The organism is Zafaria sp. Z1313, assembly GCF_050563205.1.
Taxonomy (GTDB): domain Bacteria; phylum Actinomycetota; class Actinomycetes; order Actinomycetales; family Micrococcaceae; genus JAZDCJ01.
Window position 1 is genome coordinate 145,915 of record NZ_JBNWUK010000004.1, and the last position, 15,132, is coordinate 161,046.

Consider the following 15,132-nt stretch of genomic DNA (forward strand, 5'->3'; position numbering starts at 1 on the left):
CTCAGACCGCCTGCTGGGCGTGGCCGTTGATCGCGTCGGCGGCCCGGATGAGCGCGAGGTGGGAGAACGCCTGGGGGAAGTTGCCCGCCATGCGCGAGTTGACGGCGTCGTACTCCTCCGCCATCAGGCCCAGCCCGTTCGCGTAGCCGACCAGCTGGTCCATGAGCGCCCGGGCGTCGTCGATCCGGCCCGAGCGCGCATACTGCTCCACGAGCCAGAACGAGCAGGCCAGGAACGGGTGCTCGCCCGGCGGCAGGCCGTCGACGCCGTCGTGCGTGCGGTAGCGCAGCAGCAGGCCGGCGTCGTCGCGCAGGTCCCGCTCGATCCGCGCGACGGTGCCGAGCATGCGCGGGTCGTCGGGGGCCACGAACCCGACCTGCGCGAGCACGAGCAGCGAGGCGTCCACCTCGGTGCCGCCGTAGGTCTGCGTGAAGCTGTCGATCTCCTCGTTGAAGCCGCGCTCCATGACCTCGGCGGCGAGGCGGTCGCGCAGCACCGCCCAGGTCTCGGCGTCACCCTCGAGCCCGTGGTCCTGCACGGCCCGCACCCCGCGGTCGAACGCCGCCCACATCATCACGCGCGAGTGCGTGAAGTGCTTCAGCTCGCCCCGCATCTCCCAGATGCCGTGGTCCCGGCGCTCGATGTTGCGCTCGACGTAGCCGAGCATCGCCTTCTGCAGCGGCCAGGAGAAGTGGTCCTCCACCCCGCCCAGGTTCCGCAGCTTCTCGAGCGCCACGAGCACCTCGCCGACGACGTCGCCCTGGTACTGGTCGACCGCGCCGTTGCCCTCGCGGACCGGGCGCGAGCCCTCGTAGCCGGGCAGGTGCTCGAGCTCGCGCTCCGGCAGCCGCCGCTCCCCCGCGAGCCCGTACATGATCTGCAGGTCGTCGGGGTCGCCCGCGACGGCGCGCAGGAGCCAGTTGCGCCACTGCAGCGCCTCGTCCTCGTAGCCGTGGGTCATCATCGCCTCGAGCGTCAGGGCGGCGTCGCGGAGCCAGCAGAAGCGGTAGTCCCAATTGCGTTCCCCGCCGAAGGCCTCCGGCAGCGAGGTGGTCGGCGCGGCGACGATCCCTCCCGTCGTCTCGTGGGTCAGCGCGCGCAGCACCAGCAGCGAGCGGCGCACGTTCGCGTCGTAGGACTCCTGCCGCGGGATGTCGCGGGCCCACTTGCGCCAATAGCTCGCGGTCTGCTGCAGGCTCGCGCCGACGTCGATCCGTTCCGGGACGTCGCGGTGGGACGGGAACCAGCAGAGCTCGAAGTCCACGACCTCGCCGGCCGAGACGAGGAACTCGCCCTCGTGGCGCTGCCCCTGGGCGCGCGGGAGCCGGTCGCCGTGCAGGACGAGGGCGTCCGGGCCGCCGACGGCGACGATCGACTTGCCGCCGCGCGACTCGCTGCCGTGCCGGCGGACCCAGGGGACGACCTTGCCGTAGTCGAGGCGGAACGTGAGCTCCTGCGTCATCCGCACGGTGCCGGCGAGGCCCTCCACGCGGCGGGCCAGCGAGGCGCGGCGGTCGCCGACGGGCATGAAGTCGGTGACGAGGACGTGGCCCGTGTCCGTCTTCCAGAGGGTGCGCAGCACGAACGTCGAGTTCACGTAGGAGCGTTCGACGACGGTCGGTACCGTCGGCGCGTCCTCCCCGGCGTCGTTCCCGTCCGCGGCCGGGCGGCAGTCGTCCGGAGCGCCGCTCGGGGCCAGCCGCCAGCGCCCGTGCTCCGCGTCGCCGAGCAGGGCGGAGAACACGGAGGGGGAGTCGAAGCGGGGCAGGCAGAGCCAGTCGATGCTGCCGTTGAGCGAGACCAGGGCCCCGGTTCGCAGGTCGGACAGGAGCGCGTAGTCCTCGATCGGAGAAGCCATTCCCCCACCCAAGCGGACAGGCGGGCCCCGGTGCAAGGCGGGACGCCCGATCGCCCCTCCCCGAGCGCGCCCACCCCTCCCGTGGCGTCGGGGAAAACGTTGGAATACCGCGCGCGGAGGGACAACGACCCCGACACGAGGCAGGGGGCCGCGGGGAGATGGCCGGTGGAGGGCGCTGCCCGAAGCGCTCGCTTGGCATTTTGTGGGTTTATGTTGACTTGCCGCCGTTTTGGGGGGTACTGTGATTCCACACGTCACACCGTGTGATGTGCATCACGAACGGGAGGGCTGCCGATGCTGGCCGAGGAACGCCACCGCCTCATCACGGCCATGGTCGCCCGCGACGGGCAGGTCACGGTCGCCGCGCTCTCCGAGGAATTCGGCATCACCCGCGAGACCGCCCGCCGCGACCTGGCCCTGCTCGAACAGCAGGGCACCGTCCGCCGCGTCCACGGCGGCGCCGTCCCCGCCGCACAGGCCAGCACCGCCGAGGAGAGCCTCTCCCGCCGCACGACGCTGCGCCACTCCGAGAAGCAGCGCATCGCGGCCCGCGCCCTCGAGCTCATCCCCGCCGGCGCCGCCTCGGTCGCGATCGACGCCGGAACCACCACCGAGCTGCTCGCCCAGCTGCTCGCCGAGACGGCCACCGGTCCGCGCGCCGCCGAACTGCTGGTCATCACGCACGCGGTGCCGATCGCCTACCGGATCTCCTCCGCCGCCGAGATCGCCCTCGAGGTCCTCGGCGGACGCGTCCGCGGACTCACGAGCGCCGCGGTCGGCGACCAGGTCCTGGACCGCCTGGACCAGCTGCGCCCCGACATCGCCTTCGTCGGCACCAACGGGCTCGACGCCGGATTCGGCCTCAGCACGCCGGATCCCCTCGAGGCCTCGGTCAAATCCGCGATCGTCCGGGGGGCCCGCAGGGTCGTGGTCCTCGCCGATTCCAGCAAGCTCGGCGTCGAGACCCTGGTCCGCTTCGCCGGGCTGGAGGACATCGACACCCTGGTCACCGACGCCGAACCACCCGCGGCCCTCGCCGAAGCCCTCGCGGCGGCCGACGTCGACGTGGTCCTCGCATGAGCACCTCCGAACCCCGGGAGCAGGCCCGCATGATCATCACCCTCACCGCCAACCCCAGCCTCGACCGCACCGTCGAGCTCTCCGGCCCGCTCCAGCGCGGGGGCGTCCAGCGCGCCGGCAGCGCCTCGGCGCAGGCCGCGGGCAAGGGCGTCAACGTCTCCACGGCCCTCGCCGCGGCGGGCGTGCCGACCCTCGCCGTACTTCCCGGCGACCCGAACGACCCCGTGGTGCTGGGCCTGGCCGAGCGCGGCCTGGACCACGTGGCCCTGCCCGTCGGCCAGCCGCTGCGCAGCAACATCACGCTCGCCGAGCCCGACGGCACCACCACCAAGGTCAACGAACCAGGCCCCGTCCTGAGTCCGGAGCAGCAGCGCGATCTCGGCACCGCCGTCGTCTCCGCCTGCCGCGGCGCCGCCTGGCTCGTCCTCGCCGGCTCCCTCCCCCCGGGCGTCCCCGCCGCGTTCTACGCCGAGCTCACCGTCCGCGTCCGCGACGAACTCGGCCCCGAGGCCCCGCTCGTCGCGCTCGACACCTCCGGAGACCCGCTCCGCGCCGTGTTCGCCGCCGGACGCGCGGCGGCCCCCGACCTGGCCAAGCCCAACGCCGAGGAGCTCGCCGAGCTCACCGGCACGGACGAGGACTTCGAGGCCGACCCGGCGCGCGCCGCCGCGGCCGCCGCGGAACTCGTCGCCCGCGGCACGGGCGCCGTCCTCGCCACCCTCGGCGGCCGCGGCGCGGTCCTCGCCACGGCGGCCGGCGCCTGGCACGGCACGCACCCGCCCGTCGCCGCGCGCAGCACGGTCGGCGCCGGGGACTCCTCGCTCGCCGGCTACCTGATCGCCCACTCCGCCGGCGCGGACGCCCCCGGCTGCCTCGCCCAGGCGGTCGCGCACGGCGCCGCCGCCGTCTCCCTGCCCGGATCCACGATCCCCGTCCCCGAACAGACCACCCCCGGCGCCGTCGGCGTCGCCGTCCTGCGCACCACCACTCCCTAAGGAAGAACCATGTCCCAGTTGATCACCCCAGAGCTGGTGCTCCTCGATCAGAACCTCGGCGAGGACACCGGCGCGGTCATCGCCCGGCTCGCGCGGCTCGTCGTCGACGCCGGCCGCGCCACCGACGTCGACGCCCTCACCGCCGACGGGATCGCCCGCGAGCAGAAGACCGCGACCGGCGTCCCCGGCGGCATCGCGATCCCGCACTGCCGCTCCGCCGCCGTCACGGAGCCGACCCTCGCCATGGCGCGGCTGGCCCCGCCGGTCGACTTCGGCGCGAAGGACGGCCCCGCCGACCTCGCGTTCTTCATCGCCGCCCCGGAGGGCGCGGACCAGGAGCACCTCAAGCTCCTCTCCAAGCTGGCCCGCGCGCTCGTCAAGAAGCCCTTTACCGCGGCCCTGCGGGAGGCCTCCACTCCGGAGGAGATCGTCGCACTGGTCCAGGAGGCCGTCGCGCCCGCACCGGCCGCCGCTCCCGCACCCACTTCGGACGACGCCGGGGCCTCCTCCGGCAAGCACGCCGCCCCGGCCGGGGGCTCGGCTGCAGTGGACGCCACGCCGCGCGCGCAGCGCCGCCTCGTCGCGGTCACGGCCTGCCCGACCGGCATCGCCCACACCTACATGGCGGCCGACTCGCTCGTCGCCGCGGCGGCCGAGGCCGGCGTGGACCTCCAGGTCGAGACGCAGGGCTCCGCGGGCTCGACGGCGCTGGACCCGGCCGTCATCGCCGCGGCCGACGCCGTGATCTTCGCCGTCGACGTCGACGTGCGGGACAAGTCCCGCTTCGCCGGCAAGCCCGTCATCCAGGTGCCGGTCAAGCGCGGCATCGACGAGCCGGCCAAGCTCGTCGCCGACGCGCTCGCCGCGGCCGACGACCCGCGGTCCACGCGCGTCGCCGCCGCCGCGGAGGGCGGGGAAGGCGCCGACGGCGGGGCCCCGTCGTCGGAATCCTTCGGGGGACAGCTCAAGCGCGTCCTGCTCACGGGTGTGTCCTACATGATCCCGTTCGTCGCCGGCGGCGGCCTGCTGATCGCCCTGGGCTTCCTGATGGGCGGCTACAACATCACCGACTTCGCCGACGACATGACCATCAACAACTCGCTGTGGAACCTGCCCACCGAGTTCCCGGACACGGCCTGGGGCCCGCTCGGCGCCTACCTCGGGGCGGTCGCGTTCAAGATCGGCGGCCTGTCCATGGGCTTCCTGGTCCCGGCGCTGGCCGGCTACATCGCCTACGCCCTCGCCGACCGGCCGGGCATCGCCCCCGGCTTCGTCGCCGGCGCGGTCGCCGGATTCATGGGTGCCGGCTTCCTCGGCGGCATCGTCGGCGGCCTGCTCGCCGGCTACACGGCCCGCTGGATGGGCGGCTGGAAGGTCAACCGCGTGGTGCGCTCGCTCATGCCGGTCGTCATCATCCCGCTGCTCGCCTCGATCGCGGCGTCCGGCCTGATGTTCCTGGTGCTCGGCGGCCCGATCGCCTCCCTCATGGTGGCCCTGACCGATTGGCTGAACTCCATGACCGGCGCCTCCTCCCTGGTGCTGGGCATCATCCTGGGCCTCATGATGGCCTTCGATCTCGGCGGTCCCGTCAACAAGGTCGCCTATTCCGTGGCCGTCGCCGGCCTCGGCGCCGTGACCGCGACCAACCAGGCCCCGCTGCTCATCATGGCCGCGGTCATGGCCGCCGGCATGGTCCCGCCGCTCGCGATGGCGCTCGCCACCGTCCTGGACCGCAGGCTCTTCTCCGCCGCCGAGCGGGAGAACGGCAAGGCCGCCTGGTTCCTGGGCTCCGCGTTCATCTCCGAGGGCGCCATCCCGTTCGCCGCGGCCGATCCGCTGCGCGTCATCCCGGCCAGCATGCTCGGCGCGGCCGTGACCGGGGCGCTGTCCATGGCGTTCGGCGTCGGCTCCCAGGCCCCGCACGGCGGGTTCGTGGTGTTCTTCGCGATCAACCCGTTCCTGATGTTCGTGCTCTCCATCGTCGTCGGCACCGTGGTGTCCGCCCTCGCCGTGATCGCGCTCAAGCGCTACGCGGTGAAGCGTGCCCCGGCCGCCGAGGACCTCCCGGCAGCGGCCTAACCCCCGTCCCTTCTTCCCCCCAGGATTCGAGGTTCACCATGAACGCCATCCACGGAGTCGGAGTCGGCGCCGGACGCGTCGTCGGTCCCGTCAAGCACATGCCCGCCCCGCTCGCCCCGCCCGCCTCCGACGCCGCCTGGCCCGAGGGCGCGACGGCCGAGACGGAGGCGGCGCGGCTCAAGGAGGCCGCCGCGGCGGTCGCGGATCAGCTCCGTGCGCGGGCCGCCTCCGCGGCGCCCGCGGCCGCCGAGGTCCTGAAGTCGACCGCCCTCATGGCCACGGACTCGATGCTGCGGAAGAACTCGACCAAGCTGATCACCGCGGGCCGCAACGCCGAGTCCGCGGTGTGGGAGGCGGCCGAGGCCTTCGCGTCCTCGCTCCTGTCCCTCGGCGGCTACATGGCCGAGCGGGCCACCGACGTCCTGGACGTCCGGGCGCGGATCGTCGCCGAGCTGCGCGGCGTCCCGGCGCCGGGGATCCCCGGCTCGGAGACCCCGTTCGTCCTCGTCGCGGAGGACCTGGCACCCGCGGACACGGCGACGCTCGACCCGGGCATCGTCGTCGCACTCGTCACGAGCGGCGGCGGGCCGCAGTCCCACACGGCGATCATCGCCCGGGCGCTCGGCCTCCCGGCCGTCGTCGCGGCGGACGGCGTCGGCGCGATCCCCGAGGGGACCGAGGTGTTCGTCGACGGGGCCGCCGGGCTCGTGCGGCCGGAGCCGGACGCCGCGGACCGCGCCTCCGCGGAGGCCTACGCCGCCCGCGAGCCGCTGCCGACGTTCACGGGGCGCGGTGCGCTCGCGGACGGCACCAGCGTGCCGCTCCTGGCGAACGTGGGCGGGGCGGACGACGCCGTGGCTGCCGCCGCGGAGGGCGCCGAGGGCGTCGGGCTGCTCCGGACGGAGTTCTGCTTCCTCGGCCGCGACACGGAGCCGGGGCACGAGGAGCAGGTGAAGGCCTACCGCGGCGTGTTCGACGCGTTCGAGGGGAAGAAGGTCGTGGTGCGCACGCTCGACGCGGGCGCCGACAAGCCGCTGCCGTTCCTCACCGACACGAGCGAGCCGAACCCCGCACTCGGCGTGCGGGGCTACCGCACCGACGCCGCGACGCCGGGCGTCCTGGCCCGCCAGCTCGCCGCGATCGCCGAGGCGGCGGACGGCAGCGCGGCCGAGGTGTGGGTCATGGCCCCCATGATCTCCACGCCGGCCGAGGCCCGTGACTTCGCGGCGCTGTGCACCGAAGCGGGACTGGAGACGTCGGGCGTCATGGTCGAGGTCCCCTCCGCCGCCGTGAGCGCCGGGCACGTCCTCGCCGGCGTGGGCTTCGCCTCGATCGGCACCAACGACCTGACCCAGTACACGATGGCCGCCGACCGCCAGCTCGGACCGCTCGCGGCGCTCAACGACCCGTGGCAGCCGGCCGTCCTGCGGCTCATCGAGGCCACGGTGCGCGGGGCGGCGGAGGCGGGCGGCTCCACGCCCAAGCCCGTCGGCGTGTGCGGCGAGGCGGCCGCGGACCCGGCGCTCGCCGTCGTCCTCGTGGGCCTCGGCATCTCGACGCTGTCGATGACCGCCCGCGCCCTGGCCCCCGTGGCCGCGGTGCTCGCGAGCGTCGACGCGGGGCGGGCCCGCGAGCTGGCGGCCCTGGCCCTGGCCGCGGAGGGGCCCGCCGAGGCGCGCCAGGCCGTGCGCGCCGGGCTCCCCGTGCTGGATTCGCTGGGGCTGTAGCCTCCACTCAAGCCCGTCAACGCAGGAACAACGCAGGAACAACGAAACCAAGGAGAACACCATGGCAGAACGCATCGCCACCATCGCCAGCCGCGTCGGACTTCACGCCCGGCCCGCCGCCATCTTCGCCGAGGCCGCTGCCGAGCAGCCGGTCGAGGTCACGATCGCCCTGGAAGGCGAGCCGGTCGAGGACGCGCTGGACGCCTCGAGCATCCTCTCGCTCATGGGCCTGGGCGCCGAGCACGGGGCCCGCGTGGTCCTGCGGGCCGAGGGCGACGGAGCGGACGCAGCCCTCGACGCGCTCGTGGCGATCCTCGAAACGGACCACGACGCCGAATAGCCTCGCGGGTACGCTGGGGCCAACGAACCCACGTGTGAGGAGCCGACCATGGCCGCCAAGGAACCCGCGATGTCGCCGTCCGACCTTCCGGTCGCCGAGGTGCTCGACCGCGCCACGGGCCCGCGGCGCGCCGAGGTCGACGAGATCCTGGAGCTCCACCGCGGGATCAGCGGCGAGGAGCCCGTCGTGTGGGCCGGACGCATCATCGGCTTCGGCGAGTTCGAGTACCGCTACGAGAGCGGCCACTCCGGGCGGGCGCCCTTCATGGCGTTCGCCCCGGGACCGGCCCGGCACACGTTCTACCTGGTCGACGACTTCTCGGACCGCTGGCCGGAGCTCGTGGGCCGGCTCGGCAAGTACCGCGCGAGCAAGGCCTGCCTCTACATCACGCGCCTGTCCGGGGTCGACCGCGACGTCCTCCGCGAGCTCCTCGAGCTCTCGCTGGCGGAGACCCGGGAGTCCATCGCCTGATCCCGGCGGACCGGACGCGAGGGTCGGGAGAAGGCTCTAGATGATGCCGTCGCTCAAGTGGTTCGGCGTCCCGAAGCGGTGCGCCGTGATGGAGACGGCCTGCTCGCGCAGGAACGGCAGCAGCTCCACGCGGCCGGCGGCCACGACGTCGCCCGCGTAGACGGCCACGTCCGGCTTGCCACCGGTCGCCTCCGCGGTCTCCAGGGCGTCGCCGCCGATGAGCCGGATCCGCGCGGCCGAGTCCGGGCCGGTCTTCGCGGCGAGCCGGCCGGCGCGGGCCGCCCACTCGGCCGCCGTCTCTTCCACCAGCACGACGCCGGCACCACGCAGGACCTCGGCGATCGGAGCCGGCACGCCCACGGAGGAACTCACGGTGAGGCGTGCCCCGGGGCGCACGGTCGCGGAATCGTCGCGCGAGGCGCTCTCGGCCGCGGCGGCGTCCTCCCACGCGCGCAGGCCCGCGGCGGCGACGCGCACGAGCTCGGCCAGGCCGTGTCCCGATGTCGCCGACTCGTAGCGGACCGTCACCGGGACGGGCCGGTAGCGGAACACGTTGCGCTCGGCCTGCAGGCCGGAGACGTCGCGGGCGGCACCGAACTCGGCGGTCCACAGCGCGGCGTCGTTGGCCAGCGCGCCGGCGAGCCACTCCGCGTCGGCCTGCGTCAGGGACGCGGACGACGCCGGGGCCCCGCCTTCCGTGGCGGCCTCGCCCGGGCCGGACGCCTCGCCCGGGCCGGACGCTGCGACGGCGCGCGCCGCCCCGACGAGCTCAGCGGGGGTTCCCGTCACGGCGGCCCCGGGGACGGCTCCGGTCAACGGGGCGTCCTTCCAGGAGCCGAGGCCCACGAGGTAGTTCGGGCCGCCGGCCTTGGTGCCCGCGCCGACCGCGGACTTCTTCCACCCGCCGAACGGCTGGCGCCGCACGATCGCCCCGGTGATGCCGCGGTTCACGTAGAGGTTGCCGGCCTCGATGTTCTCCAGCCAGTAGTCCAGCTCGGCCGGGTCCAGGGAGTGCAGGCCGGAGGTCAGCCCATAGTCGATGTCGTTGACGATCGCCACGGCCTCCTCGAGCGTTTCGGCCGTCATGACGCCCAGGATCGGGCCGAAGTACTCGGTGAGGTGGTACTCGGATCCGCGCTGCACGCCGGAGCGCACGCCCGGGCTCCACAGCTTCCCGCTCTCGTCGAGCTGCCGCGGCTGCAGCGCCCATTCCTCGCCGTCGCCGAGCACGGTCAGGCCGCGCAGGAGCTTGCCCTGGGCGGGCTCGATGACCGGCCCCATCTGGGTCCGCGGGTCCACGGGGTAGCCGACCTTGAGCGAGCGCACGGCGTCGAGCAGCTGGTGGTGGAAGCGGCGGGAGGTGGCGACGGAGCCGACGAGGACCACGAGCGACGCGGCGGAGCACTTCTGCCCGGCGTGCCCGAACGCGGAGTGAGCGACGTCCTTCGCGGCGAGGTCCAGGTCCGCGGACGGGGTCACGATGACGGCGTTCTTCCCGCTCGTCTCGGCGAGCAGCGGCAGGTCCTTGCGGAAGGAGCGGAACAGCTCGGCGGTCTCGTAGCCGCCCGTGAGGATCAGGCGGTCGACCGCGGGGTGGGAGACCAGCTGGGTGCCGAGCGCGCGTTCGCTGAGCTGCACGTACTGCAGCACGTCGCGGCCGATCCCGGCCTCGTCGAGCGCCTCCCAGAGGGCCTCCACCATCACGGCGCCCGAGCGGCGGGCCTGGGCGGCGGGCTTGATGACGACGCCGGAGCCCGCGGCGAGCGCGGAGAGCGTCGAGCCCGCGGGGATCGCCACGGGGAAGTTCCACGGCGGTGTCACGACGGTCAGGGTGGAGGGGACGAACTCGGCTCCGTCGACGGCGTCGAGCTGCCGGGCGAGCTCGGCATAGTAGTGGGCGAAGTCGATGGCCTCGGAGACCTCCGGGTCGCCCTGGTCGAGCGTCTTGCCGCATTCGGAGGCCATGACCTCGAGCAGCTCGGCGCGGCGGGCCTCGAGCCGGACGCCGGCGCGGTGCAGGACGGCGGCGCGCTCGGCGCCGGAGAGGGCGCCCCACGCACGGCCGGCCTCGACGGCGGCGGACACCACGGCCTCGAGCTCGGCCTCGCTGCCCAGCACGTGGGAGTCTGCGGTCGCGGTGCCGAGCGTCGAGCCGGGGACCTTCGCCAGGATCGCCCGGCCCCAGGCGCGGTTGGCGGGCAGGTCGGGGTCGGTGTCGGGGGTGTTCTCGAAGGAGGCCTCCGGGCCGCCGAAGCCGGCCGGTCCGCCGTCGTCCTCCGCGCGGGCGGCGCGCTCCGCGGCGGCGGTGGCGGCAGCGGCGGCGTCGTACCGGGTCCGGTCCTGGGTGCGGTTCGGGCCGGGGACCTCGTCCGTGAGCGCGTCGAGGGAGGCGAGGAAGCGCTGCTTCTCGCGCTCGAACAGGGCCTCGTTGGCGTCGAGCTCGAAGACCGCGGACATGAAGTTCTCCTGGCTCGCGCCCTCCTCGAGGCGGCGGATCAGGTAGGCGATCGCGACGTCGAACTCGGCGGGGTGCACGACGGGCGTGTAGAGCAGGAGCGAACCGACGTCCCTCTTGACGGCCTCGGCCTGGCCCGTGGCCATGCCCAGGAGCATCTCGAACTCGATCCCGGACTCGACACCGCGGGCCTTCGCGAGGAGCCACGCGAGGGCGACGTCGAAGAGGTTGTGCCCGGCGACGCCGAGGCGGACGCTGCCGATGCGGTCCGGGTGCAGGGCGTAGTCGAGGACGGCCTTGTAGGAGGTGTCGGAGGCCTGTTTGGAGTGCCACGTCGCGACGGGCCAGCCGTGCAGGTCGGCGTCCATGGTCTCCATGGGCAGGTTGGCTCCCTTGACCAGACGGACCTTGACGGGCGCGCCACCGGACGCGGTCCGGGCGGCGGCCCATTCCTGCAGCCGCATCATCGCGGCGAGCGCGTCCGGGAGGTAGGCCTGGAGCACGATCCCGGCGGAGAGCCCCCGGAACTCCTCGCGGTCGAGCAGGCGGGTGAACACGGCGATGGTCAGGTCCAGGTCCTTGTACTCCTCCATGTCCAGGTTGATGAACTTGTGCGGGGAGGTGGAGGCGGCGAGGCGGTAGAGCGGGGCGAGCGTCTCAACGACGTGCTCCACGGCCTCGTCGAACGCCCAGTGGTTGTGCGGGGAGACGGTGGAGGAGACCTTGATGGAGACGTAGTCGACGTCGTCGCGGGCCAGCAGCTTCCGCGTGCCCTCGAGGCGCCGCCCGGCCTCGCCTTCGCCCAGGATGGCCTCGCCGAGCAGGTTGATGTTCAGGTGCACGCCGTCCGTGCGGATCTTCCCGATCGAGGCCCCGAGCTTCGCGTCGCTCGCGTCGACGATGAGGTGGCCGACCATCTCCCGCAGCACACGCCGGGCGATCGGGACGACGACGCCGGGCAGCACGGGGGCGAGCGCGCCGCCAAGGGCGACGGCCGACTTCATGTACCAGGGCAGGAAGGACGGGACCTTGGGGGCGATCGCCTTGAGGTTGCGGGCGGCCACGGAGAGGTCCTCGGGACGGACGACGCCGTCGACGAAGCCGACCGTGAAGTCGAGCCCGTGGGGGTCCTTCAGGACGCCGGCGAGCTGTGCGGCGGAGGCGTCGACGGGCACCTTGGCGCCCTCGGCGAGCCAGTGGCGGACGAGGGCGACGGCGTCGTCGGCGAGGTCCTGCGGGCGGACGCCGGTGGTGCCGGCGTCGACGGTGGGGGTGGTCACTTCGGGGCTCTCCTGGGGGAACGGGTCCGCGGCGGCAACGGGCGCGGCGGGCGCGGGGCGGCGGTCGCGGGATGGGCGGCCGGTGAGTTCAGTATCGGCCCGCCGAAACGTTCAGGAAAAGCGCCGATTTCCGAAGCTTATGATGAAGTAAAACCGAACGATTCGAGGAGGTTCCCATGCTGGACGTCAGGCGGCTGCGGCTGCTGCGCGAACTGAGCATCCGCGGGACGGTCGCGGCCGTCGCCGCGGCCCTGAACTACTCGCCCTCCTCCGTCTCCCAGCAGCTCGCGCTCCTGGAGAAGGAGGCCGGCGTCCCGCTGCTGCGGAAGTCCGGACGGCGGCTGCAGCTGACCCCGCAGGCGCAGGTCCTCGTGGCGCACACCGGCGAACTGCTCGCCTCGCTCGAACAGGCCCAGGCGGCGCTCGCCGCGACGCAGCCGGAGGTCGCCGGGACGGTGCGGCTCGCCGTGTTCCAGACCGCCGCCCTGGCCCTCATGCCGCAGCTGCTGCGCCGGCTGCGGGCCGAGCACCCGGGGATCCGCGTGCTGATGTTCCAGCACGAGCCGGAGACGGCGCTGCACGAGACGTGGGCGCGGGAGTTCGACCTGGTGGTGGCGGAGCAGTATCCCGGCCACGCGGCCCCGCATCACGCCGAACTGGACCGGGTTCCCTTGCTGCACGACGCGATCCGGCTCGCCGTTCCGGCGGAGTTCGGCCGCGTCGGGAGCCTCGCCGACGCGGCGCGGCTCCCGTGGGTCATGGAGCCGCACGGCGCGGCCAGCCGGCACTGGGCGGAGCAGGCGTGCCGCTCGGCCGGGTTCGAGCCCGACGTGCGCTACGAGACCGCCGACCTGCAGGCCCACGTGCGGCTCGTGGAGTCCGGAAACGCGGTCGCGCTCCTGCCGGACCTGGTCTGGGCGGGTCGGCGCCCGGCCGCGCGGCTGCTCGACCTCGAGACGGGCCCGCGGCGCATGGTGTTCACGGCGCTGCGCCACTCGAGCGCGGGCCACCCGGCCATCCACGCGGTTCGTCTCGCCCTGTCCGCCGAGGCGGAGGGCCTCGCCGACGACGCCGGGATCCTGGTCACGGGAAGGTAACGGCGCCGTGACCGGGATCACCTGCCGCGGGGAAAGGCTGGCATACTCTGCACACGTGCCGGACCGGGGTCCGGGCCGGCGCTTCCGTTCAACTCGCACCCTGTGAGGACACCATGACAGATACGACCTTCCAGCTGATCGCGATCGCGCTGTACTTCGCAGCGATGATCGCGATCGGCTACTACGCGTACCGGCAGACGTCGGACCTAGACGACTACATGCTGGCCGGGCGCAAGCTCAAGCCCGGCGTCGCCGCCCTGTCCGCCGGAGCGTCGGACATGTCCGGCTGGCTCCTCATGGGCCTGCCCGGCGCCATCTACGTCGCGGGTCTCGTGGAGGCCTGGATCGCGATCGGCCTGACGATCGGCGCCTACCTGAACTGGCGCTTCGTGGCCCCGCGCCTGCGCTCCTACACCGAGGTCTCCAACAACTCCATCACGCTCCCGAGCTACCTGGAGAACCGCTTCAAGGACAAGACGCGCCTGCTGCGCGTCGTCTCCGGCGTCATCATCCTGCTGTTCTTCACGTTCTACGTCTCCTCCGGCATGGTCGCGGGCGGCGTGTTCTTCGAGGCGTCCTTCGGAACCAACTACCTCTGGGGCATGCTCCTGGTCTCCGGCGTGACCCTGCTCTACACGCTCTTCGGCGGCTTCCTCGGTGCCTCGCTCACGGACGTCGCGCAGGGCCTGCTGATGCTCGCCGCGCTCATCGCCGTCCCGATCGTCACGATCATCACCATGGGCGGCTTCGACGACGTCTTCTCCACGATCAACGCGGCCGACGCCGCGCACAACGCCGCGCTCGGGGCCGGCGAGCGCGAGCTGAACCGCACGTCCCTGTTGTTCGGCGGCACGGTCATGGGCATCATCTCCGCGGCCGCGTGGGGTCTGGGCTACTTCGGCCAGCCGCACATCATCGTCCGCTTCATGGCCCTGCGCTCCGCGGCGGACGCGAAGGCCGGGCGCCGGATCGGCATCTCCTGGATGGTCCTGGTCGCCGGCGGCGCGATCTTCACGGGCCTGATCGGCGTGGGCTACTTCTTCAACTCGGGCGAGGAGCTCGCCAACGCGGAGACCGTGTTCCTGCGCCTGTCGCAGATCATGTTCCACCCCTTCGTCGCCGGCCTGGTGCTCGCCGCCGTGCTCGCGGCGATCATGTCCACGCTGTCCTCGCAGCTGATCGTGTGCTCCTCGGCCCTCGTCGAGGACCTGTACAAGATCTTCGGCAAGGAGCTCTCGGCGTCCCGTCAGGTCATGCTCGGCCGCCTCGGCGTCCTCACGGTCGCCCTCGTCGCCGGCCTGCTGGCCATCAACCCGAGCGACACGATCCTGGGCCTCGTCGGCTTCGCGTGGGCCGGCTTCGGCGCGGCGTTCGGACCGGCGATCCTGCTGTCCCTGTTCTGGCGCAAGCTCACCGCGATGGGCACGCTCGCCGGCATGATCACGGGCGCGGCGACGGTGTTCATCTGGGGCAACGTCGCGGTCCTGAACGACTGGCTGTACGAGATCGTCCCGGGCTTCGCCGTGAGCCTGCTCGTCTCGATCGTGGTCTCCCTCGCCACGTTCAAGCACAACGACGAGGTCCAGGCCGAGTTCGACGCGATGGCCGAACAGGCCGCCTCGAAGCTCGTCGTCAAGTAGGGCCGGCCGCGCAGCGGCACCCACCCGGCCCCCGCGGCGCCGGACATCCTCCGGGATGTTCTGGGCCGCCCTCGTACCCCCCGGGGGCCACCGACCGGCCCCGGGAGGAA

General features: G+C 73.3%; 10 protein-coding genes. 8 read left to right on the forward strand and 2 right to left on the reverse strand.

Going from position 1 to position 15,132, the window contains the following annotated elements; all coding sequences use genetic code 11:
- Nucleotide 1: 1 nt before the first annotated feature.
- Nucleotides 2-1,858, reverse strand: a complete 1,857-nt coding sequence (locus tag ACQ3I4_RS06445; RefSeq protein ID WP_329862091.1) for a glycoside hydrolase family 15 protein — start codon at nt 1,856-1,858, stop codon at nt 2-4.
- Between the two features lie 294 nt (nt 1,859-2,152).
- Here ACQ3I4_RS06445 and ACQ3I4_RS06450 point away from each other — a divergent pair, with 294 nt between their 5' ends.
- The 6 genes from ACQ3I4_RS06450 to ACQ3I4_RS06475 all read left to right on the forward strand — a co-directional run bounded on the left by ACQ3I4_RS06450 (nt 2,153) and on the right by ACQ3I4_RS06475 (nt 8,550).
- Nucleotides 2,153-2,938 carry a DeoR/GlpR family DNA-binding transcription regulator gene (locus ACQ3I4_RS06450; RefSeq protein WP_329862092.1) on the forward strand — a complete coding sequence of 262 codons (786 nt, stop codon included), beginning with the start codon at nt 2,153-2,155 and terminating at the stop codon, nt 2,936-2,938.
- A 29-nt stretch (nt 2,939-2,967) separates the two neighbouring features.
- On the forward strand, nt 2,968-3,933 hold the full coding sequence (locus ACQ3I4_RS06455) for a 1-phosphofructokinase family hexose kinase (protein WP_329862118.1): 966 nt from the start codon (nt 2,968-2,970) through the stop codon (nt 3,931-3,933).
- A gap of 9 nt (nt 3,934-3,942) precedes the next feature.
- Nucleotides 3,943-6,012 (forward strand): PTS fructose transporter subunit IIABC, encoded by a 2,070-nt coding sequence (locus ACQ3I4_RS06460; protein ID WP_329862093.1) that lies wholly within the window; start codon nt 3,943-3,945, stop codon nt 6,010-6,012.
- Nucleotides 6,013-6,050: 38 nt separating this feature from the next.
- Nucleotides 6,051-7,739 carry a putative PEP-binding protein gene (locus tag ACQ3I4_RS06465; protein ID WP_329862094.1) on the forward strand — a complete coding sequence of 563 codons (1,689 nt, stop codon included), beginning with the start codon at nt 6,051-6,053 and terminating at the stop codon, nt 7,737-7,739.
- A gap of 61 nt (nt 7,740-7,800) precedes the next feature.
- A complete protein-coding gene (locus ACQ3I4_RS06470) occupies nt 7,801-8,079 on the forward strand; it encodes an HPr family phosphocarrier protein (RefSeq protein ID WP_329862095.1) in 279 nt (92 codons plus the stop codon).
- A gap of 48 nt (nt 8,080-8,127) precedes the next feature.
- Entirely contained in the window at nt 8,128-8,550 is a 423-nt protein-coding gene (locus ACQ3I4_RS06475; RefSeq protein WP_329862096.1) for a DUF1801 domain-containing protein, read from the forward strand.
- A 36-nt stretch (nt 8,551-8,586) separates the two neighbouring features.
- Here the strand turns inward: ACQ3I4_RS06475 and ACQ3I4_RS06480 are convergent, their stop codons facing one another.
- Nucleotides 8,587-12,285, reverse strand: a complete 3,699-nt coding sequence (locus ACQ3I4_RS06480) for a proline dehydrogenase family protein (RefSeq protein WP_329862097.1) — start codon at nt 12,283-12,285, stop codon at nt 8,587-8,589.
- Between the two features lie 176 nt (nt 12,286-12,461).
- Between ACQ3I4_RS06480 and ACQ3I4_RS06485 the strand changes: the two genes are divergently transcribed.
- On the forward strand, nt 12,462-13,382 hold the full coding sequence (locus ACQ3I4_RS06485; protein WP_329862098.1) for a LysR family transcriptional regulator: 921 nt from the start codon (nt 12,462-12,464) through the stop codon (nt 13,380-13,382).
- Nucleotides 13,383-13,495: 113 nt separating this feature from the next.
- A complete protein-coding gene (putP, locus tag ACQ3I4_RS06490; protein ID WP_329862099.1) occupies nt 13,496-15,022 on the forward strand; it encodes a sodium/proline symporter PutP in 1,527 nt (508 codons plus the stop codon).
- Nucleotides 15,023-15,132: the final 110 nt, after the last annotated feature.